This is a genomic window from Flavobacterium franklandianum (genome assembly GCF_007097365.1).
GTDB lineage: Bacteria > Bacteroidota > Bacteroidia > Flavobacteriales > Flavobacteriaceae > Flavobacterium > Flavobacterium franklandianum.
Window position 1 is genome coordinate 255,497 of sequence record NZ_VJZR01000001.1, and the last position, 24,829, is coordinate 280,325.

Below are 24,829 nucleotides of genomic sequence, written 5' to 3' on the forward strand. Positions count from 1 at the left end.
TTATAAGTTTACGTATAAATTTACGAAATAAGTTCTTCCGTATCCGTAGAAAAATCTGGGTGCAAAAGCTGGAGTTCCGCTAGAAATATCTTGATTTACTTCTCTGAAATTTGCATTTCTTGCTTGTTCGAAACCGCCAGTTTTGTAAACAACATCAAAGACATTATTTATAGAGGCAAATAAACCAAACGTTGTATTATTAATTTTCCAAGATTTTCCGCCTACTAAGTTTATCAAAGTAAAATCATCAAAACGCTTTTGTTTTAGTAATTCTTTTGCACGAGCATCTGTTGCTTCGGGAAAAGGCAAGTCTAAACCATAAGGGTCTTGTGGGTTTTTAAAAAAGTTGTCGGTTCTCAAAAGCGCAGATACATCTAAATAATTATTGGCTAGATAGTTTGCATTGGCACCAATCCACCAAAATTTTGGATCTCTATATTCAATACCAACAGAAGTAGCAGTTTGAGGTCCGCCTGCTAACCTGTACCCTTTTAATTTTGCAGTCCCAAAATCAAGGGTAGGATTAGTATTTGTTGGACTAGCTAGGTTATCATTATTTAATGATACAGAAGGATTATTATTATAGGTGTATTCTCCATAAGCAGCATTAGCTGTTAATTTAATGGTTGATGTAATTTGGTATTCCATTCCTAGTTCAGCACCAATATTTAATTTTTCTATATTAGTAGTAGTTTCAGCAACAAATGCATCACCACCGTCGCCGCCATCATCGTCAAAAATTCCTTCTCCAAAGAAAAATGATGTTTCGGTGGCATTCTTAATATTGGTATAATAAGCAGTTATTCTGGATTTGAATTTTGGAGTACGCACAATATAACTTGCATCCATACTTGCAATACTCTCTCCAGTTAGCCCTTCGATAGAATTATTATTTAGACGAGCGTTTGGAAAAACATTTCTTAAAGAGGGCGCTTTTGTGAGGTAAGCTGCATTATAAGTAAGATATTGTTTCCCCGAAATTTTATAAGTTAATCCGCCTTTAAATCCAAAGTTTTCGAAAACATATTTAGCGCCTTTCCCAAACGAATTAGTTGGATATAAACCATTTTTGTATAAACCCTCTCTTTGATATTCTGTTCTAACAAATGTTTGTGCCATATAAAAATCAATTTTTTTATAGTTAAATTTGAATTGTGTAAAAGCATCAAATGTGTTGGCTAGTAAATTATAATTGTATGCAAAGGCATTACCCTCTACAACTCTTCTTTGAGGATTATTTAGATCAGATTCTTGCTCTAGTCCTACTTGAAAATTATCATAATCTTGATAATATTGACCACCAAGCAAATCTAACAAGTTAGCAAAATTATGAGAATTCAATTTTCTAAAAGTTGCACCTGCATTCATAATAATATGATCGGCTAGTTGCGAATTTAAAATGGAGTTTGCCGTCCAAACTTTATCGTCTGTTCTATCCTCATACAATATATAAGCACTGTGCCCGTCTGAAGTTTTGTTTGCTTCGTACAATTGTAACCAGTCAATTTGTCTATTGTTCAAGAAATTGTTTCTTGAGGCTATTCCATTGGTAATATTTTCCGGACTATTTCCTTGAAAATCAGTATAGTCGTCTAGATTGTATTGTGAAGTATAAAAACTTGGTAAATTTCCATAATAAGTAGGATCAGGATTGCCAGAACCTTGGTTGTCAATTCTACTGTTTCCTATTTTACCAAATTGATGTGTTATGCTTGTATTTAAATTTGTTTTATCTGATATTTTCCAAAAATGGTTTAGCATTAATATTGGTTCTTCAACATCTTTATCTCTTGAGTTTCTTTTTTTACCATCCTGGTAACCCCAATAAGAATTGTATTTTTCACCAACAAGTTGTGTAACTTCATCTGAATTAGGAGAACTTTTTCCTCTACTATTTTCAGCATAAATAGTGGTAAAGTTTAACGAATGATGGCCATTAAATTTCTTTTCAATACTTGCAAAAAGTGAATTTGCACTGTAATCTGTTCCTTCAAAGTAACCCTCTTGAGCCCATCTTCTTGAAGCTGATATAACATAAGCCCATCCGTCTTTATTCAGTCCAGAAGCATGAGTTGCCATAGTTCGCCAGTTGTAATTGGTGTTAGTTCCAGAAAATGAAATTCTAGTACCTGGTCTGTATATAGATGCTCTAGTATTAATTTCTTGAGTTCCTAAAATCCCACCAAAAGTATAATCTGAGGGAGCGGTTCCCATCGAAAATTCTTGATTTCTTGTAGCATCATTCAATCCTCCCCAATTACTCCATTGCGGTCTTCCATCATATATTTTATTCATCATAACGCCATTTATCATTGTGGTAGCGTTTTCATTATCTAGTCCACGAATTCTAAAACGAGCCTGACCCCAATTGAATGCGGCGGCTTGCTGAAAAACATCTCGTGAGGATTGCAAAAGTCCCGATGTACTTTCTGATCCACTATTATCATCACCTAAATCGCTTTCCGTAATTGTAATTAAACTCAGTTGTTGCTCTATAGTTTGATCTTCTTCTAAAGTTACTGTGCCTAAATCAAGTAATTGTCCTTCTGTTATTTCAACTTGAAGTAATTGATCTTTGTAACCGTTTGTTCTAATTCGTATTAATTGATTTCCAACTTCTACTTTGTCAAAAGAGAATTTTCCATTTGAATCTGAAAGTTGGGTTAAATTTGTGTTTTGTATCGATACAATAACACTTTGCAAGGGGTTTTGTGTTTTTGAATCGACAACTTTACCAGTAAATCCGGTATTTGTTTGTCCAAAAGCAAACACTATTTGCAAGACAAATAATGTACTAAAAATAGTTTTTTTCATATTATAATTAAAGTTAATTCATGTTGTTAAGAAATATTAATTCTTAACGATTACAAAACTACATGTATAATTATTATTACATACTTTTGCCCCTAAGTTTTTGTTAAATTTTACACTATAATAACACTAAAAACATGAGAATTAAAAATTTTATTGCTGTTTTGTTAGTCTTCTGTTCGCTAACAGAAGCCAATGCACAGCAGAAAAAATATGTTGTCCGTACCGTTGCATTTTATAATTTCGAAAATTTATTCGACACCATCAACAATCCAAATTTTGATGAAGAATGGACTCCAAAAGGTCTTCAGCGTTGGACTTCAGTAAAATACAAACAAAAACTAGAAAATCTTTCGACAGTTTTAATGCAAATTGGTGTCAATGACAAACAAAAAGAAGGGCCAACTTTCATAGGCGGATCAGAAATTGAAAACCGTAACGTTCTAGAAGATTTAGTAAAACATCCTAACATCTTAAAGGAGGATTATGGAATTGTACATTTTGATTCGCCTGACAAAAGAGGGATAGATGTAGCGTTGTTGTATAAAAAGAAATATTTTAAACCCACGAGTTTCATCAACATTCCTTTGATAATTTACAGAGGAAACGGTACTGAAAAAGAGAAAGAAACAGAAGAGGATAAAATTGATAAAGACAAAATTGAAATTGCTAATGACCACAGAGTTTACACCAGAGATATTCTTTTAGTAACTGGTTTTCTTGATGGTGAGGAAATTAATATTTTGGTAAATCACTGGCCGTCACGTTCAGGTGGAGAGAAAAAAAGCAGTCCATTTCGGGAAGCTGCAGGAAGATTAGCTCGAAAAACGATGGATTCTATTTATAAAATCAATCCAAAAGCCAAAATTATTTTGATGGGCGATTTGAATGACGGAACCTATAACAAAAGCGTGAAAGTTGGAATTGGAGCCAAATTAAAAAAATCGGAAGTGCAACAATTTGGCGTTTTCAATCCTTTCGAACAAATGTTTAAAGACGGAAACTCCACACTTTTTTACAGAGATTCAGGAGACATTTTCGACCAAATTATGGTTTCAGAAACCTTGATAAAAGAGGATCGGTCAACCTATCAATACTGGAAAGCAGGAATTTACAACAAGCCATTTATGATCGAAAAATTCGGAAGATATGCTGGTTATCCTTTGCGACATTCAGAAAACGAAATAGGATATAGCGATCACTTTCCGGTTTATATCTACTTAGTCAAAGAAGTTAAATAATTTAAAAAATTCACAAAATGAAAAATATAGTAACCGCCTTTCTTTTCGTATTTTCAATCCATTGTTTTTCACAAGACACCATTACAACTGCAAAAGTCAAAGATTATATAGACAAAGAAGTTTGTGTAGTGGGCAAAGTAGTTTCCTTTAAACTCGCCGCCGAGGGCAAAAACACCAATTACATCAACATCGACAAACCCTATCCCGAAAGCGTTTTTACAGTAGTAATTGGTAACAGTTATCTCGAAAAGCTGAACATCAAAATCGAAGACTTGAAAGACAAAACCATTTACATAAAAGGTAAAATCACAACCTATAAAAACGACCCAAAACAAATTCCACAAATTTACAATCCAATAAGTATTGCGGTGAAAAAAGAGTGATTTTTTGACTTTTAAAATTCAATATTCAACCATTATTTTAAAAAATATTATAAAATTAGTCAGACCTTTTAAATTAAGAAAGAATTAAGTTTTTTTGCTGTTTAAAAGGCTACTTTTGCCAAAATTAAATTTTAGCATCCACCATGGACGATTATTATTCGAAGAAAACAAATCACGAACAGGAATAATCGTTGCCTGATGTAAGCGATATTCCTAAAAACATCGCATTGCATTATGATTACCTATTACAAAAACAACAAAGGTTTAACTCAAACCGAAAACCGTGAAGAAAACTGCTGGATTAATGTAGTTTGTCCCACAAAAGAAGAAACCAAATTTCTGCTCAAAGAACTCCAAATTCCAGAAGACTTTTATAATGACATCGAAGATATCGACGAACGTCCCCGTATCGAATTTGAAAACGGTTGGACGCTTATTATTCTTCGAATTCCATTCAAAAGCAACGATCCAAAACTACCGTTCAACACAGCGCCATTGGGTTTAATGTTCAAAGATGATATTTTTATTTCTCTTTGTTTTCATCAAACCGACATCCTTTCGGACTTTGTTTTATATACCAAACGCAAGAAAATTACAATCGAAAATGACTTTGATCTAGTATTAAAATTATTACTGTCTTCCAGCATTTGGTTCTTGAAATACCTTAAACAAATCAATCAACGAATCAAACTTGCCGAAGACAACCTCGAAGAATCCATCAAAAACGAAGAGCTTCAAGCCTTGTGGCAAATAGAAAAATGTTTGGTGTTTTTCGTGACTTCACTAAAAGGAAATGACGTTTTATTTCGCAGAATCAAAAATTTAAAAGCCCACAAAGATACTTACGACCTAGAATTGCTCGAAGATGTCGAAATCGAATTGCGTCAGGCCGAAGAAACAACCAGTATCTACAGCAACATCTTAACCGGAATGATGGATGCGTATGCGTCTGTAATTTCGAACAATTTGAACGTAATAATGAAAAGGCTGACCTCGATATCCATCATTTTGATGATCCCAACGTTAGTCGCCAGTTTATACGGAATGAATGTGCCCAATAATTTTCAGGAAAACCCATTCGGATTTTGGATCGTGTTGTCCATTTCCCTATCCATCTCGGTTTTAGGCGTATTTTTGTTCAAGAAAAAGAATATGTTTTAGATTTTTTTCAAGAGCTAATCCCGCTTTTCGTAGCAAACGAAGTTCACTGAACACCGCTGAAAATCAATTTTTAGTGAAGTAATCTTGTTCCAGAAAGACTATTTTTTTTCACAAGGATTTTCACTTCAGTCGGGGCTAAAAAACCTGGCTACATTCCAAACCTTTATGAAGTTTTTTTTCTTTTTTAAAAGTGAACACCCTGAAACTTTAGGTTTTCTTTACAATCTCAACAGAATACAATATATTTGTAAATAAATATAACAATTCTAACTCATAAAGTTACGATGATAACAATTGCCAATCAATTCGGAATAGAATTAGCCCTAAAACAATTGGGTATTGAAGCCTTAAACGAAGGGACTTCGACAGGAGCAAACAATTTTGCCAACGGAAAAATCATCGAAAGCTATTCGCCAGCCGACGGAGCTTTAATAGCCAAAGTAAAAACTTCGACCAAAGAAGATTACGAAAGCGCCATGCAAAAAGCTTCCGAAGCATTCTTAGAATGGCGATTAATTCCAGCGCCAAGAAGAGGAGAAATCGTTCGTCAAATGGGTGACGAATTGCGAAAATTCAAAGAGCCTTTAGGAAAATTGGTTTCTTACGAAATGGGAAAAAGTCTTCAGGAAGGTTACGGCGAAGTTCAGGAAATGATAGACATTTGTGATTTTGCAGTAGGATTATCACGTCAATTATACGGATTAACCATGCATTCAGAACGTCCAATGCATAGAATGTACGAGCAATACCATCCAATTGGACATGTTGGAATTATTTCAGCATTTAATTTTCCTGTTGCCGTTTGGAGCTGGAATGCAATGATAGCATTTGTTTGCGGCGATGTTGCCATTTGGAAACCCAGTTCAAAAGTGCCTTTGTGTGGCATTGCTTGTCAAAACATTATCAAAACAGTTCTCCAAAGAAACAATGTCCCCGAAGGTGTAAGCTGCTTGGTAACCGGAAATGAATCGGGAAATTTAATCAATAATGACCACAGAATTTCTTTGGTTTCTTTTACAGGATCCACCCGAATTGGGCGTCACGTATCCAAAACTGTTGCAGAGCGTTTTGGAAATACCATTCTCGAATTAGGAGGAAATAATGCCATAATTGTTTCGGAACACGCTGATATCAGTATGGTTTTAGTTGGAGCTGTTTTTGGAGCCGTTGGAACTGCAGGACAACGTTGTACTTCGACTCGCCGTTTAATTATTCACGAAAGTGTGTATGACAAAACCATCAGCGTTTTGAAAAATGCCTACAGCCAATTGAAAATTGGAAATCCATTGGACGAAAACAACCACGTTGGACCACTTATCGATAAAGGAGCTGTTCAGGATTATTTGGATGCCATTGAAAAAGCTAAACAAGAGGGAGCTACTATAATTGTTGATGGCGGAGTTGTTGAAGGAATAGGATTCGAAAGCGGATGTTATGTTAAACCGTGTATTATTGAAGCCGAAAATCATTTTGAAATCGTTCAAACCGAAACTTTTGCTCCCATTTTATATGTAATGAAATACAAAACAATTGAAGAAGCGATTGCGATGCAAAACGGAGTTCCACAAGGACTTTCGTCTTCGATTTTCACCAATAATATGCGCGAAATGGAATTATTCCTTTCGCAATCGGGCTCGGATTGTGGTATTGCCAATGTAAATATTGGAACTTCAGGTGCAGAAATTGGCGGGGCTTTTGGTGGTGAAAAAGAAACAGGTGGTGGGCGCGAATCCGGTTCCGATGCTTGGAAAGCCTATATGCGAAGACAAACCAATACTATCAATTACGGAACGCAATTGCCATTGGCACAAGGAATAAAATTCGATTTGTAAATAAATAAAATCATAAAAAAAGCGGCAAGATGTAAATTGAGCCGCTTTTTTTTGTTTTTCATCCAAAAAAATCTTTACCCATTCAATTACTAGTAATTTTAATCAAAATATTTTTTTTATTTAATTTTTTTTATTTAATTTAGCATACCGGAACAGAACAGAACGAAAATAAATATGTCAATCCTCACGATATGTTTTTTTTCGGGAGAGCAGTTAGTTAAGTTGAAGTTTTATTGGTTTTAGAAACATTCAAATAATATAAAGAAGTTTTATAGCTGTTTTTGTCAATATTTACCTGATAATTTATTAATAATGAGGCCTTGTATTGTTGATACAATGTTTTAGAAAAGCTTTTTTTAAGATATATTATTACATTTTGATATGTATTTATGAGATATAAAAAATAATTTTGTTGTCCGTTTTTTTTTTAATCATTTCACGCAAACTTTTTTTAAAATTAAAGAATTGTCGTGATTTTAATATTTAAAGTTTAATTTAGTTTACAAATTATTTATAATGTCAAAAAAACTGTGTTTTAGAATTATTTTATTTTTTATTGCAAACAGCTTGTTTTCTCAAAATACATTTGAAAACTATCAGTTTCGCGTAATAGATCAAGAGAGTTCAAAAAGTGGCATTTACACCATAGCGCAAGACCGATTGGGGTATATGTGGATAGGTACAAACGGGGCAGGATTGTATAAATATGATGGAGTAAATTATATTGCTTATGAGCACAACTCTAAAGTTAGCAATTCCATTAATAGTAATTTAGTTTATGCAACTTATTTAGACACGGGCAATCGGTTATGGATTGGAACTGATGAAGGATTGTGTCTTTACAATCGGGATTTGAATAATTTTGAAACTATAAATATTCAGAAATATTTTAAGAATGAAACCGTTTTTTCTGTCAAAAGTATTATTCAAGACAACAAAGGGAATCTTTATTTAGGCACACTTAGCAATGGGTTACTTAAGTTTAACATAAATAGTCGCAAAGTAGTTAAGGTTAAATCAGACGTTCCTGCTAATGCAAATTATCTTGTTAACTGTCTTGTGAAAGATAAAAAGGGTAAAATTTATTTAGGAACAAACTTTGGTTTAAAATCACTTGATCCAATAAAAAATGAAGTCTTAAAAGTTGGTTTGGGCAAAGACAATCTAGGTCTTTTTGGGATTATAGAGTCTTTATTTTTCGATAATAATCAAAATTTGTGGATTGGGAATGGTTATAAAGGGTTGGTTAAAATAAATCTTTATTCGAAAGTATTGCAAGTGTTTACATATCCCATTACTAGTAAAAGGATTATGGCAATAACGGCAACGGATTCTAAAACAATTCTTTGTGCAACAGAAAACGATGGATTAATTGTGGTAAACGATCAAGGTGTTGTTCAAAAAAAGTACACCAACAGTAAATTTGATGCTCGAAGTCTTGCTTCTAATTCTGTTTGGTCATTGTGTTTAGATAAAGACAAAAGAATTTGGTTGGGTTATTATAACAGAGGCCTTGGTGTTTTTGATAAATTAAATAACAAGGTAAATGTTATTGAAAGTATAGCTGGAAAGCCAAAATCACTACAAACCGGTTGTGTTACAAGTATAGCAAAAGATGATGCTAATCAATTATGGATTAGCATGGAAGGAGGAGGAGTTGATGTTTACAATCCGACTACTAAAGATTTTAAACATATTACCAAGTTAGATACTAAATTTTATTCTGGTTTGACGAATGATAATATTACAAAAGTATTTATTGATAAAAAGCAGAATGTTTGGCTTTGCAGTTGGAATGAAGGGGTTTATTTTTTAAAAAATGGATCTAAAAAATTTATAAACTACACTACAAAAAACAATTCAGGTCTAGTTTCTGACCATGTTATGGGTATTGCAGAAGATTCGAGAGGAGTGATTTGGGTAGGGACTTTTTCAAAAGGCCTACATTATTTCAATCCCAAAGAAGGCAAATTTCATCATTGTAATACAAAGCCATTTCATATGAATGGAGAGCTAAATTCTGATGTAAGAACGGTTCTGGTGGACTCAGATGATGTCATCTGGGTTGGATCGACAACAGGTTTGTTTAAAGTAATGACAACTGATTTTATTACTTTTTCTGTTACCTCTTTTAGAGATAAAATGTCCGAAAAACTTAAAAATCATAAAAGCACTCATACCATAAATACTTTATATCAAGCAAAAAATAAAGATATTTGGATTGGTACCGATGGAGCAGGATTATTTAGTTATAACAAGAAAAACAATGTGTTGCAATGGTATATTAATTACAAAGGATTTTTCGAAAAATCGGTAGCCTCCATTGTTGAATCTAATGATGGTTCCATTTGGTTAAGTGGAAAGAAAGGAATTACGAAACTAGATTTAAAAAACAAAACCACAGTCAATTATTCAACAGACGATGGTTTGTTGGGCAATGATTTCAATAACAATGCCGTTTTAAAAGACGAAAATGGATGGTTGTATTTTGGAAGTTACAAAGGCTTGAATTATTTTAATCCTAATAAAATAGTTAAGAGTAAAAAAGAATTCCCTATTTATTTTACTGATTTTAAGCTGTTTAACAAGTCTGTTGTTCCTCTTGAAAAAGACTCGCCATTAATCAAGGTTATATCTCAAACAAAAAAGATAATCCTTAAACACGATCAGTCAGTATTTACTATTGATTTCATAGGCGTGAATTATTCCTTTCCTGCCAAGAATGTATACGCATATTATTTAGAAGGATTTGAGGATTCTTGGAATTATGTTGGCAATAAACGCTCAGCAACATATACAAATTTAGCGCCAGGGAATTATGTTTTTAAAGTTAAGGCTACTGAAAAAAATGGCATTTGGAATCAAAAACCTTTAGAATTACAAATTGAAATATTACCGCCTTGGTGGAAGACCTCTTTCGCTTATTTGTTTTATTTGCTAATAGTACTTGCTGCTGTTTATTTTGTAAATCAATATTTTCAAAATCGCTTCAAAGAACAACAAATGATTCAATTTGAGAGAGAAAAAACCATTCAAATAGAAAAATTAAACAATAAAAAACTGCAATTTTTCACCAATATCTCTCACGAATTTAGAACTCCGCTAACATTAATTATAAATCCGCTGGAAGATATATTAAAAAACAAAAACTTGGATTTGCCAGATAGAGTATTGAGTAAATTGCAAACTATTCAAAAAAGTTCCGATAGGCTTTCTAGATTGATTAATGAGTTAATGGATTTTAATAAATTACAGTTTAATAAAATGACATTGCAAGTACAGCAAATAGAGGTAGTAAGTTTTACAAAAGAAATTACTAGTTTTTTTGAGGAAGAAGCATTAAGTCGGGGAATAAATTTGCAGTTTGAGTCCAATAAAGAGGAGTTTAAAGATTGGTTAAGCCCCAAAATGTTTGAAAAAATTATTTTTAACGTAATTTCAAATGCCTTTAAAGTGACTCCTGATAATGGAAAAATATCAGTAAAAATTGATGTTTTCGACGAATTAGATAGTTTTCCTTTGATAGGGCTGGTTGCCAATTATCCTTTTTTTGAAATTAATATAGAAGACACAGGTGCGGGATTAGACAAAAAAGACATCAAGAAAATATTTGATCGTTTTTACCAAGTAAACAATTTAAACAAAGCCTATTATGGAAGTACAGGCATTGGTTTAGAAGTGGTTAGAGGGTTTATAGAACTTCATAAAGGAAAAATTGAAGTTAAAAGTGAGTTAGGAGTTGGAACTACATTTAAACTTTTATTCCCTATCGGCAAAGAATTTTTTGATGAAAGTGAAGTGCTTCAAGAGGAATTTATAAGCGAGAAAAAGAATTTCATTCCTTCAATAAAAAGAGAAGTAAAGGAACTAGCAAATGATGAAGAAGGACAACTTCGAACCCACACGATTTTGATTGTTGAAGATAATGTAGAGTTGAGAAGTTATTTAAAAGACGAATTAAAAAGAGATTATAAGGTTTTAATAGCAGAAAACGGGCAGATTGGTTTTGAGATAGCCTTGCAGAAGTTGCCCGATTTAATTTTAACAGATGTTATTATGCCTGTGATGAACGGTTTAGATTTGTGTAAAAACATTAAATTAAATTTAAAAACTAGTCATATTCCATTGCTGATGTTATCGGCCAAAGCACTTGTTGAGAACAAATTAGAAGGGATAGATTCTGGCGCCGATTTGTATTTGAGTAAGCCTTTCGATATGGACATATTAAGATCTAGTTTGGCACAACTAATTACCAGTAGGCAAATTATGTTTAATAAATTTTATAACGGAATAACTAAGAATGCAAATGCAAAAACTACTACTTTAGATAATGAGTTTATACAAAAAGCATTAAACTATATTAATGAAAATATTAGTGAAACAGAATTAAGTGTTGAGGTTTTGGCCTCGGAAGTGTTCCTAAGTAGAAGTCAGCTTTATAGAAAAATAAAAACGTTGACAGGTGTCTCAGTAAATGAATTTATACGAAATGTTCGTTTAGAAAAAGCCAAAGAGTTAATTGAATTTGGCAATGATAATATTAATGAAATAAGCTATAAAGTAGGCTTTAGCTCTCCATCTTATTTTACAAAATGCTTCAAAGAGAAGTTTGGTTATCTGCCTACCCATAATAACAAACAATAGAAATTAATAATTTATTGTCAAAAGCGGTTTTTACCGCTTTTTTTGTTTTGTATATTAAGTGGTTTAAAACTCATTTCGGAAATGAACCCCAATCAAAGCTTCAAAATTAATTAGAACCCAGTCGTGGCTGAAATTTGTATTTAATAATTTTAGCTAATGGGCTTACAAAAAATCTTTTTTAAGTATATAAAATTTCGCAAAATTTTATTTTAAGCTCTAAAATAAGTGTTTTGTAGATTATTAAAAACACATAAATAATCGTTTATTTTTTAACATAACAAAAAAATAAAATACTATTTATGATAATGTAATAATTATATATTTTGTTTTAAACAAAGCCTTAACGTACTGAATTCATTGTATTTTTTTATAATATGCTACAAATTTGTTATTTTTTGCATCATTTGTATTAGATTAAATTTGATTAAACAATATATTTTTGACACCGTACAATAGCATACAGCCAAGAGCCTAAATTATGAACAATCCTAAAATATAAAAAACCATGAAATGAAAAACAGATTTATATTTTTTAAAGTAAATAAATAAAAATCATTTGATTTGAAAATATAAATTTCAGTAAAAGACTATAAATCTTTTTGTAATAATTATTAACCTAAAAATTATTAAAGTATGTAGAAATTTTACTAAAAAACTAAACGAACATTTTTTAATTCAAAACTATTTTAAATCAACTAAAACCAAAAAATATGATTATGAAATTTAAATTTGCAATAATTGCACTGGTAATGATTTGCAGTCACAATGTGATGGCACAATCAAAGACCATTCAAGGCGTTGTGACAGACGCCACAGGTCAGCCACTGCCAGGAGCCAGTATTAATGTGCAAGGTACTACAAATAGCGCATCAACAGATTTTGATGGGAAATACTCTTTAAAAGATGTAAAGTCTACTGACAAAATAACGTTCTCTTTTGTTGGTACGATTTCTCAAACTATTACTGCAGGGAATCAAACCTCTATTAATGTTAAATTAGTAGAATCTACCCAAAGTTTAACCGAAGTTGTAGTAGTTGCTTATGGTTCTCAAAAAAGAAGCAAAGTTACTGGGGCAATTTCAGTGGTAGGTGCTAAAGAAATTGCGGCAGTACCTATAACAAATGCAGAATCAGCTTTGCAGGGTAGAGCAGCAGGGGTTACCGTTATTAATGGCGCACCAGGAAGCAGTCCTACAGTTAGCATTCGTGGTTTATCCACAATGGGAAATAGTAGTCCTCTGTATGTAATAGATGGGGTTTTAACAGGAAACCTATCTGGATTAAGCCCTAATGACATTGAGACCATATCCGTTTTAAAAGACGCCTCAACAACGGCTCTTTATGGTTCTAAAGCTTTTAACGGGGTAATTATTGTAACTACTAAAAAAGGTAAAAAAGGTGCAGGAGTGCTTACTTTTAATACTTACATAGGGTCGCAATCCGTTTCTAAAAGATATGATGTGATGGACACAACACAATATCTAAAATATGCAAAAGATTTAGGTAGTGATCTTACCGCACGAGCTGCCGAATTTGGGAATATAAATACAAATTGGCAAGATCAAATTTTTCAATCAGGTTTAATGCAAGATTATAATTTGAGTTTCTCTAATGGGACAGATACGTCATCTAGTCGTTATTCTGCTGAAATTTTAAAACAAGAAGGGTCTATCATTGGTACTGCTTTCGAGCGTTATTCTTTTAGAGCTAATAATACACAAACTCTTGGAAAAATAACAGTAGGTAGTAATGTGGGTATTTCGTTCAGCAAGACTAATCCTGAGCGTAGTGCGGGAGGACGAACACTATTGGAGCACGCTATAAAAATGGCTCCTTACTTACCAATATACAATGCAAATAATTTAGGAGGATATCAAGGACCATCAACTATTGACGGTCAAGATTCCGAAAACCCAGTTCGTGTTGCCAATTTAGGAAGTCAGGTAATTAATAATGTATCCATAATAGGGAACATTTTCGGTGAATATGACATTAACAAAGGGTTGAAATTTAGATCACAAGTGTCATTAGACTATTATACTTCAAAAAATCACACCTTTGTTCCTTCTTTCAAAGATGGTTCTGCACATAGTCAAGGATTCTCTACTACAAATGAAGGTAACCAATATGGCCAAACCATTGTTTTTAATAATAGTTTGCAATACAAAACAACTATTGCTGATAAACACAATATAGAAGCTATAGGAATGATAGAAAAATTGACTGGCAAAGGTCAAAACATAAATGCAGGTAGCCGTTATTACATTTCAGATGAAATCGATCAGCTAAGACTTCAAGATGCGAATTTAAATTCAAGTAGTTATGAAGAAAATAATTTGGGTTACATCGCTCGTGTTAATTATGATTACGATGAAAAATACCTAGTAGCGGTTTCAGGTCGTCGTGATGGTTCTTCTCGTTTTGGGGCAAACAATCGTTGGGGTAATTTTTACTCAGTTGCATTGGGATGGAACATTGCTAAAGAAGATTTTATGAAAAATTCTGTTTTTAGCACTTTAAAACTTAGGGCTAGTAGTGGAACTACAGGAAATGATAGAATTGGAAATTATCAATATAGCGCCACTTTAGTGTCAAATTATTATTACCCAATTGCTGGGGCAGCTGCGGCTGGTGTTTCAACAGGTGGTGCTGCAAATCCTGATTTGAAATGGGAGTCTAAAAATGATAGAAACTTTGGTTTGGATTTTGGTTTGTATGACGAAAAATTTACTGGCGCTATCGAATATTTCAATAATAAAGCGAGTGACATTCTTTTTCAAGTTCCACTTCCTGCATCAGTTGGTTCAGCTAATGGAACTCAAACTGTTAATATTGCGGATGTTAACACAAACGGATTTGAATTGAGTTTGGGTTATAATGACAGAGAAGGCGATTTTACTTGGTCAGCTACTGCTAATTTAGGCACTAGTAATAATGAAGTTATAAGTTTAGCTCCAGGTGTTACTTCTGTACTAGCGGGTCCAGGCCCAAGAGCAGGTTTAGAGAACTTTTCGAGACTTGAAGTTGGACAGCCATTGTTCTATTTTTACGGTATAGAAACCAACGGGATTTACAAAAATCAGGCAGAAGTTGATGCTGTTTTTGGACCAGGTCAAACTGCTATAAAACCAGGAGATATTAGATTTGTTGATCAAGATGGCAATAAAACAATCAACGCTAATGACAAAACCAATATTGGAAATCCATATCCAGATTTTACTTACGGTTTGAACCTTACAGCAGCCTACAAAAAATTTGATTTCAACTGTTTTATTACAGGAGTTCAAGGGAATGATATTTTTAATGCTAATGTTTTTGATTTACAGGGAATGCAACGTTTGTTTAATGCTAGTACAGACGTTATAGGTAGGTCTATTGTAGCAAATGGAGTTGTTACAAATCCGTCAGCTACTTTGCCTAGAGCTTTGGGAGCAAGCCAAAACTGGGCTTCAGCCAGTGATCGATACGTAGAAGATGGTTCTTATGCAAGATTGAAAAATATCACTGTGGGTTATACTCTTAATGGAACCACATTCGATAAATATTTTTCTAAATTGAGAATGTATGTAAGTGCACAAAATCTTATTACAATTACAAATTATTCCGGTTTAGATCCTGAAGTTGCACGTGCAGACGGTAATGCAAATTCAGCAGGAATTGATTTAGGAAGATACCCACAACCAAAATCAGTAATCTTTGGACTTGACGTAACATTTTAATATATAAAATCATGAAAAAAATAAAATATATAGTTTTACTATTGTCCGGAATTTTTGCTATAAATTCGTGTGACACAAAGGATTTAGAAGTAAAAAATCCGAATGAACTTTCACCTGAGACTTTCTTCAAAACAGAAGCTCAAGTGCAAGCATCCGTAAATGCTGCCTATGCACATTTGCAAACAAGAGGTCTTTACGGAAGACATATTTTCTTCGCTTTAGACAATATGTCTCAAGAGAACAAAGGAAATCCTCAGTTAGAAGGAAATAAAAGACCTTTTATTAATTTTACTTTTGATGCTGGTAGTGATATCATTCAGTATTATTGGGAATCTTGTTTCTTAGGAATATCAAGAGCAAATTTTGTTCTAGACAATGAGGCTATAATTACCGCATTGCCAAATTCTGTGTTGACACAAGAGAAAAAAAATAAATTCCTAGGAGAAGCTCATTTTTTAAGAGCCTATTATTATTTTCTATTAGTAAATCGTTTTGGAGATTTGCCTATTTATACTAAACAAACTATTGTTGGGGCGGTAAGAAGTCCAAAAGCAGATGTGTACAAATTAATCACGGAGGATTTTGATTTTGCTTCAAAAAACCTTTTGGCCGATAGTGCAGAACAAAATGGTAGAGCTACGAAAGAAGCTGCTTATGCTTATTTAGGAAAAGTAAATTTGTATCTAAAGAAATATGATGAAGCATTAACTGCTCTTAATCAAGTGACAGGGTATAGCTTAGAATCTAATTTTTTCAACAATTTTATGGATGAAACTGAACACGGTCCTGAGTCTGTTTTTGAAGTAGAATATGATGAGAAATTAGGTGTTGGTGATAAATGGGGTAGTGATACAGGTGGAACAGGTTCTGCCGAGGCTACTTTTAGAGGACAAGAATATGGCAACTTAGGTTGGTACAATGTATATCCATCTGATAAATTGCTTGATGAGTACGAAGTAGGAGACAAGCGTTTTGGTGATACTTTTTATGTACCGGGTTCTGTATATAACAAAGGTGCTAGTGTGATGACTGCCAATAATTTTAGCACATCAGAAGGCAATAGAAGAGCAGGTTGGAAAAAATATCAAAACTATTACAAACGTACTGATGAGAATCAAGATTCTAGTATCAACTTTAAAGTGATGCGTTATTCAGATGTATTGCTAATGAAAGCCGAGTGCGAAAATCAAAGAGCAAGTGGTTCTCAAGCAGCGGCTATAGCCTATATCAAAATAGTTAGAGATAGAGCTGGTTTAATTACTACTATAACTGCGACTAAAGATGCTGTTTTCAAAGCTATAATCCATGAACGCAAAGTTGAATTAGCTGGAGAACAAGTCCGATTTGATGATATTATGAGATGGGGTCTTGCCTCCACAGAGTTGGCAGGTACTGGTTTCGTAGCAGGCAAACATGAATTATGGCCTATACCAAACAGAGAGACTTCTTCAAATCCTAACATTAAGGGAAACAACCCAAATTGGTAAAAAATATTAAAAACTTTGGTTAGTTAAGTTAGTATTTTGCTAAACAGCGCATGTAAATGCGCTGTTTTTTTAATATTTTAGAAGAACAAAAAATATTAGTTTGCTTGGTTATAAATCAATTAACTACTTTTATAATTCTTTAATTAAGGTTTTCTGTTTTAAACAAATAGTTATGCGCATACCTCAAATTGTTATTTTGCTTTTCACTTTTTTATTTATTTTTAGTTGTGACCATTTTGAATCAAAGAAAAAAACTTCAGATGCTGAAACTCTTTTTACTTTAATTCCTAGTGAACAAACGCAAATAAATTTTTCTAATAATGTAATACAAGACAATAATTTTAATTGTGTTCGCTATATGTATGCCTTAAACGGTGGTGGTGTTGCAGTTGGCGACATCAATAATGATGGTTTGCAGGATATATATTTTACTTCAAATCAAGAATCGAATAAATTGTACCTCAATAAAGGAAATTTTGAGTTTGAAGATATTACAGAATCGGCAAATGTTGCCGATAATATTGGTTGGACAACAGGAACATCCATGATTGATATTAATAATGACGGATGGTTGGATATTTATGTTTGTAAATCAGCTTCTTTAGAATCAAGCGAATGGAGGAAAAATAAATTATATATCAATCAAAAAGATGGTACTTTCAAAGAGGAAGCCCGTGCTTTTGGTTTAGATAATGATGGTTTTTCTGTTCAATCCTATTTCTTTGATTACGATAAAGATGGAGATTTAGATATGTATTTGGTAAATCATAGAGTAGATTTTGAAAATACGCTGCGTATTGAACAAAAAGAAAAACAAAAAAAATTTCCAGAAACTTCCGATCACTTGTTTAGAAATGATGGAAACACATTTACAGACGTTACCGAGGAAGCTAAACTTGTCAATAAAGCTTGGGGTTTGAGTGCATCTATCGGAGATTTTAATAATGATGGTTGGCCCGATATTTATGTTGCCAATGATTATATAATGCCTGATTTTTTATACATCAACAACCAAGACGGTACTTTTTCGAATCAGTTGAATACTCGTTTTAAACATATTTCATATAACAGTATGGGTTCTGACTTTGCCGATATAAATAATGATTTTTTTCCTGATTTAATCGTACTTGAAATGTCCGCTGAAGATCATATAAGAAGCAAAGAGAATATGCCAAGTATGAATACCCAAGGTTTTGAAAAAATTATTAATGCCAATTATAATCATCCTTATATGGCTAATGTTTTGCAATTAAACAATGCTAATGGAACTTTTAGCGACATAGGTCAGCTTACAGGAATGTCCAAAACGGATTGGAGTTGGGCACCTCTTATTGCTGATTTTGATAATGATGGATATAAGGACGTGTTTATTACTAATGGTATTGATAGGAATTTTAGCAATCAGGATTATGTCCGAAAAGTGAAAAGTAATTTAGATAAGAACGTGCATATGACAGTTTTAGATGTGGTCAATATGATGCCTTCAGAAAAATTGGCCAATTATTGTTATAAAAATAATGGCGATTTATCTTTTGAAAATTCAACCAAATCTTGGGGATTGGATAAAAAAGTAAATTCAAATGGGGTAGCTTATGCCGATTTAGATAATGACGGAGATTTAGATTTGATTGTAAATAATATGTCGGATATAGCATCTATTTATAAAAATAATTCAACAGGAAATTTTATTAATATCAAATTAATTGGTAGCGATAAAAACAAAAATGCTATTGGGTCAAAAGTGAAAATCTTTACCAACAAGACGAAACAATATCAAGAATTATATACCAATCGAGGGTATCAGTCAAGTGTAACCAATGTTTTAAATTTTGGTTTGGGTCAAGAAGAAGAAATAAAAAAAATAGAAGTAGTTTGGGATAACGGTTTAGTTTCAGCAGTCGAAAATACAAAAGCCAATCAAACAGTCGAGTTCGATATCAAAGATGCTGTTACAACCGCTCCAGCAGTTGTAAAAGTCAATAGCAATTTCACCAAAATTAATCCAGTACAATTAGGAATAAATTTTACGCATCAAGAAAATGTCTTCGATGATTTTTCAAAACAAGTATTGTTGCCACAAAAATTATCACAGCAAGGCCCAGCATTATCAGTTGGGGATGTGAATAAAGATGGATTAGACGATTTTTATGTTGGCGGAGCACAAGGACAATCTGGTAAACTCTATTTGCAAAATCGTTCCGGTAAATTTGATGTTTCATTACAAGCTGATTTTGAAAAAGATAAATCCTTTGAAGATAATGGTTCATTATTTTTCGATGCCAATAACGATGGTTATTTAGATTTATATGTAACAAGTGGCGGCTACCAATTGGCAGAAAACAGTCCGTTATTACAAGATAGATTGTATTTGAACGACAAAAAAGGGAAGTTGATAAAAAGTGCTCTTCCTAAAATGCTTTCCAACACAAAAGCAGTAAAAGCGATTGATTTTGACAATGATGGGGATTTAGATTTGGCAGTAGGTGGACATTGTATTCCAGGGAAATACCCGCTTGTTTCTCAGTCGTATTTTTTGAGAAATGACAAAGGTATTTTTAAAGATGTTACAGCAACAGTTGCTCCAGAATTTTCGAAAATAGGAATAGTAAATGATTTTATCTTTTCGGATTATGATAATGATGGTGCAAAAGACTTGATTGTAGTTGGAGAATGGATGCCAATTACCGTTTTAAGAAACACCAAAGGACAATTTAAAATTATAAATACACCACAATTCAAGAACACCGAAGGTTGGTGGAATACTGTTTCTGAGGTGGACATTGATAAAGATGGAGATTTAGATTATTTCTTTGGAAATTTAGGAGGAAACAACAAGTTTCATCCTTCGGTAGCAAAACCATTGCACATTTACGGAAATAATTTTGATAACAATTCTACTTTCGATATGGTATTGAGTAAGATTTATAAAGGAAATCTTGTCCCAGTTCGAGGGAAAGAATGCTCTACCCAACAAAATTCATTTGTTAGCAAAAAGATGTCCACTTTCAAAAGTTTTGCTACCTCTAGTTTGGCCGATATTTATGGAGAAAAAGAATTGAAAGCTTCCTATCATAAACAAGTGTATCAATTTAAATCAGGATATGCTTTAAATAAAGGCAAAGGTTCATTTACTTTCAAGGAATTACCAAACACAGCACAAATAGGACCAACAATGTCGTTCGTTTTTGCAGATGTAAACAAAGATGGCTTTCAAGATGTTATAGGAGTTGGCGGAATTTACGAATCCGAAGTAGAGACTATTCGTTACGATAGTAATATCGGCTATATTCTAATTGGTGATTCCAAAGGAAATTTGAAGCCGTATAAAGATATTAATTTTTACAATGGTGAAAATGCCAAACAAATGAAAAAAATACAAATAAAAGGCAAACAACATTTGCTTATTGCTAACAATAATGCTCTAGTAAGTCTATTTTCAATTTCAAAATAAGCTCATTTTTTAACTCTTTTTTCTGCCAATGAAAAAAATTGCGTCACTATTTTTAATCGTAACATTGTTCTACAATGTGTTAGGATTTTATATGATGTTTGCTGATCAAAAAGAGCAAATATGGGTGGCTGCTATGGAGAAAAATGAAGATTCGAAATTTGAAGTGATTGAAATGGAAATTAATCCCTATGCTTATGTGGTAGATTCTGGTTTCGAATATGTAGATGATGACATCGTTGTCAATAACAAAACCTATCACGTTTTTAAGAAAAGAATTCAAAATAATATTTTAAAGTTATATTGTCTTAAAAATTCCCATTACGATGTGATAAGTAAAGATTTAAAACGGATTGTCGATGACCAACTTTTTGACAACACCTCCAATAAAGAAAACCCAACAAAAAAATTATTAAAATCTTTTATTAAAGATTATATTCCAAACAACGCTGTTTCTTTTGATTTCAATAATAAAACGATTGGGTCAGTTAGGAATATTATTTCTATGCCTAAAAACAGCCCTGTTAGCGGGTTTCTCACTGCAAATTATTTGCCTCCAGATTGCATTTAATACTTCGTTTTTACAAAAACAATATTAATTCACTTTTTTAGAGAAGTTACTTGTTTTGGTTTCAAATAGGTTTATTTTTGAAATCAATCTGCTTGTAAAAGGCTTTAAATGGCTTTGTATTTATAGTATCATATAGTTTAGAAACTGTAGATTAAAAAAATCAAAGTATTTATTAAATCATATCAAATGAAAAAAAATATATTAAGTATTATAGGCTTGCTATGTCTCATTAGCTGTTCCAAGAATGAATCTGCAGACAAGATTTTTACACTTTTGGATCATTCCGACACAGGAATCGATTTTAGCAATAATTTGACTGAAAACGACTCCTTAAACTACTTTACCTACACTTATATTTATATGGGTGGAGGAGTTGCAACAGGAGATATCAATAATGACGGTTTGATAGACATTTTCTTTACTGGAAATCAAGTTTCGAATAAATTGTATTTGAACAAAGGAAATCTCAAATTCGAGGACATTACAAAAAAAGCTGGAGTTGGCGGAGATTCACGTTGGTACACGGGAGTCACGATGGCCGATGTCAATGGCGATGGTTTTCTGGATATCTATTGTAGTGTTGGAGGAAAATTTGGCCCTAAAAACAATGAACTATATATCAATAATGGCAATGGAACTTTTTCTGAAAAAGCCAAAGAATATGGTATCGATGATATAGGAAATAGTGTTCAAGGAACTTTTTTCGATTATGACAAAGACGGTGATTTAGATTTGTTTGTGGCCAATTATCCGCCAACAAAATTCAGTTCACCTACGTTTGCTTACGTGCAAATGATGCGAACTGTAAAAGACAATGAATCAGGGCATTTGTATCGAAATGACGGAAATCATTTTGCCGATGTTACCAGTGCTGCTGGTGTAAAAGCCTATGGATTGTCATTAAGTGCAACCGTTGGAGATTTAAATAATGATTCTTGGCCAGATATTTATGTGTCGAATGATTTCAATTCACCAGACTTTATGTACATCAATAATCAGGATGGCACTTTCAAAGAAGTGGTCAATTCAGCAACAGGACATACTGCATTTTACGGGATGGGTGCTGATATTTCGGATTTTAACAACGACGGAAACCTCGATATTTTTCAAGTGGATATGGATGCGAAAGACAATCGCCGCAAGAAAGCCAATATGTCGAGTATGAATCCACAATTGTTCTGGGAAGTGGCCAATGCAGGATTTCAAATTCAATATATGCACAATTGTATGCAACTCAATTCTGGGGTTTTTACCGATGGAGTACCGCATTTTTCTAATGTTTCTCGTATAACTGGTACTTCTTCAACTGATTGGAGCTGGGGACCTTTATTTGCTGATTTTGATAATGATGGTTACAAAGATTTGTATATCACAAACGGAACCCGCAGAGAGGTAAACAACAATGATTTTTTCAATAGCTTGGAAAATGGTAAGCTGGAAAAGAAAGATTTACTTAAGAAATCTAAAGAAATTCCTTCTGAAAAAATTGACAACTTTATGTATCAAAACAAAGGAAACTTACATTTTGAACAGGTAAACAAAAAATGGGGAATCGAATTCAAAGGCTTCTCAAATGGCGTGGCTTATGCCGATTTAGACAACGATGGAGATTTAGAAATCATCACCAACAACATCGATGATTATGCTTCAGTTTTCGAAAATACAAGTTCCAAAACCAATAATTATTTAACGATACGATTCAAAGGAACTTCTAAAAACAGTCAAGGATTGGGTAATCGTGTGTATGTTAAAACCAAAGGGAATAGTCAAATGCAAGAACTTACTTTGACTCGTGGATACCAATCTTCGGTAGCGCCAGAATTACATTTTGGAGTCGAAAAAGCCAAAACTATTGATGAAGTAAAAGTGGTTTGGACCAATGGTAAAATTCAAAAATTAACCAATGTAAAAGCGAATCAAATACTAACATTCAAAGAACAAGATGCTACAATTGTGGAGGTAAAACCGGTATTAAAACCAACTTTATTCTCAACTACGACGACTGTTTTTCCAGCCTATAAACACGAAGAAAATCAATACGACGATTTTAAAGACCAAGTATTATTGCCTCACAAAATGTCAACTTTTGGCCCTGCACTTGCTGTTGGAGATTTAAACAAAGACGGATTGGACGATTATTTTATAGGTGGTTCGGCTACTTTTTCAGGCAAAGTATTTCTGCAAACCAAAACAGGTTTCCTAGAGAAAAAAATCCAAGCTTTGGAAGATGATAAAATGAGTGAAGACACAGGTGCAGTTATATTTGATGCTGATAACGATGGCGACAATGATCTTTATGTAGTAAGTGGCGGTTATGAATTTTTGATTAATGACCCAAAATTGCAAGATAGATTATACATCAATGACGGCAAGGGTAATTTTACAAAAGCTCCAAATGGTGCGCTGCCAGTTATGATAACGAGTGGTTCAAAAGCCTATCCATTAGATTTCGACAAAGATGGCAAGCAGGATTTGTTGGTGCTAGGACGCCAAGTTCCGGGTCAATATCCGTCACCTGCAACAACCTATCTTTTGCACAATGTAAGTACTGCACAAAACGCCAAGTTTGAAGTGTCAAAAAAAGCACCTGCTGCTTTCAAAAATCTTGGAATGGCAACTAGCGCTGTGATTTCAGACTACAATAGTGATGGTTTACAAGATATTATCATTGTAGGCGAATGGATGCCAATTCGAGTTTTCGAAAATACAAAAGCAGGATTCAAAGAAACGTCTATTGATTTAGGATTGACTAATGACACTACAGGTTGGTGGTGGAGCATCCAACAAGGTGATTTTGATCACGATGGCGATATGGATTATATTGTTGGGAATAATGGTTTGAATTACAAATACAAAGCCACTCCAGACGAGACTTTCGACATTTATGTTAAGGATTTCGACAACGATAAACACAAAGATATTGTATTGAGTTATTACAATGATGGAAAACAATATCCGGTGCGTGGGCGTGGATGTTCTTCTCAACAAATACCAAATATTAAGGAGAAGTTCAAAAATTATGAAAGTTTTTCTCAAGCCACTCTGGTAGATGTTTATACGGAAAAATCACTTAAAGAAGCTTTGCATTATACAGTGAAATCATTTGCTAGTATTTATTTAGAAAATAAAAACGGAAAATTCATAATTCACGAACTTCCGGTTGAAGCCCAAGTTTCTTGCATCAATTCAATTATGGTAGATGATTATGACAAAGATGGACATCTTGACGCATTAATAACCGGAAATATGTACAATTCTGAAGTAGAAACACCTCGAAATGATGCAGGTCACGGTTTATTTCTAAAAGGAAATGGCAAAGGAAAATTCAAATCTATTGATCCTACACAAAGTGGATTTTTTACCCCTGGAGATGTGAAAAATATGGATTTGATTAAAGTTAAGGGAAAATCTTATTTCCTGTTGACTAAAAACAATTCGAATTTGCAAAGTGTCAAAATCAATTAAACTTTAAAATTGTAAAAAATTTCATCAGAGGGAAGTACCTATTATTTTAATTAATAATGGGTATTTT

At 33.1% G+C, this 24,829-nt stretch carries 11 protein-coding genes; 10 read left to right on the forward strand and 1 reads right to left on the reverse strand.

The features are described 5' to 3' along the window. Nucleotides 1-2,814, reverse strand: a complete 2,814-nt coding sequence (locus tag FNW17_RS01200) for a carboxypeptidase-like regulatory domain-containing protein (protein ID WP_144070694.1) — start codon at nucleotides 2,812-2,814, stop codon at nucleotides 1-3. Between the two features lie 134 nt (nucleotides 2,815-2,948). On the opposite strand from FNW17_RS01200, the gene FNW17_RS01205 reads away from it, so the two are divergent. The 10 genes from FNW17_RS01205 (at nucleotide 2,949) to FNW17_RS01250 (ending at nucleotide 24,762) form a co-directional block, all read left to right on the forward strand. Then, on the forward strand, nucleotides 2,949-4,052 hold the full coding sequence (locus FNW17_RS01205) for an endonuclease/exonuclease/phosphatase family protein (RefSeq protein WP_143390045.1): 1,104 nt from the start codon (nucleotides 2,949-2,951) through the stop codon (nucleotides 4,050-4,052). A gap of 17 nt (nucleotides 4,053-4,069) precedes the next feature. Then, nucleotides 4,070-4,435, forward strand: coding sequence for a hypothetical protein (locus FNW17_RS01210; RefSeq protein ID WP_143390046.1), 366 nt, complete (start codon nucleotides 4,070-4,072; stop codon nucleotides 4,433-4,435). A 234-nt stretch (nucleotides 4,436-4,669) separates the two neighbouring features. Next, nucleotides 4,670-5,596 (forward strand): magnesium transporter CorA family protein, encoded by a 927-nt coding sequence (locus FNW17_RS01215; protein ID WP_143390047.1) that lies wholly within the window; start codon nucleotides 4,670-4,672, stop codon nucleotides 5,594-5,596. A gap of 284 nt (nucleotides 5,597-5,880) precedes the next feature. Beyond that, nucleotides 5,881-7,428 carry an L-piperidine-6-carboxylate dehydrogenase gene (amaB, locus tag FNW17_RS01220; RefSeq protein ID WP_144070695.1) on the forward strand — a complete coding sequence of 516 codons (1,548 nt, stop codon included), beginning with the start codon at nucleotides 5,881-5,883 and terminating at the stop codon, nucleotides 7,426-7,428. Nucleotides 7,429-7,944: 516 nt separating this feature from the next. Next, a complete protein-coding gene (locus FNW17_RS01225; RefSeq protein WP_144070696.1) occupies nucleotides 7,945-12,072 on the forward strand; it encodes a two-component regulator propeller domain-containing protein in 4,128 nt (1,375 codons plus the stop codon). Nucleotides 12,073-12,788: 716 nt separating this feature from the next. After that, nucleotides 12,789-15,791, forward strand: a complete 3,003-nt coding sequence (locus FNW17_RS01230) for a SusC/RagA family TonB-linked outer membrane protein (RefSeq protein ID WP_235893230.1) — start codon at nucleotides 12,789-12,791, stop codon at nucleotides 15,789-15,791. 11 nt (nucleotides 15,792-15,802) lie between these two features. Further along, on the forward strand, nucleotides 15,803-17,278 hold the full coding sequence (locus tag FNW17_RS01235) for a RagB/SusD family nutrient uptake outer membrane protein (protein ID WP_143390051.1): 1,476 nt from the start codon (nucleotides 15,803-15,805) through the stop codon (nucleotides 17,276-17,278). 172 nt (nucleotides 17,279-17,450) lie between these two features. Continuing rightward, a complete protein-coding gene (locus FNW17_RS01240; RefSeq protein WP_144070698.1) occupies nucleotides 17,451-20,729 on the forward strand; it encodes a VCBS repeat-containing protein in 3,279 nt (1,092 codons plus the stop codon). 28 nt (nucleotides 20,730-20,757) lie between these two features. Continuing rightward, the gene (locus FNW17_RS01245; RefSeq protein ID WP_143390053.1) at nucleotides 20,758-21,297 is read left to right on the forward strand and encodes a hypothetical protein; all 540 of its coding nucleotides are present in this window, start codon (nucleotides 20,758-20,760) and stop codon (nucleotides 21,295-21,297) included. Between the two features lie 186 nt (nucleotides 21,298-21,483). Continuing rightward, a complete protein-coding gene (locus FNW17_RS01250) occupies nucleotides 21,484-24,762 on the forward strand; it encodes a VCBS repeat-containing protein (RefSeq protein WP_144070699.1) in 3,279 nt (1,092 codons plus the stop codon). The last annotated feature ends 67 nt before the right edge of the window (nucleotides 24,763-24,829 follow it).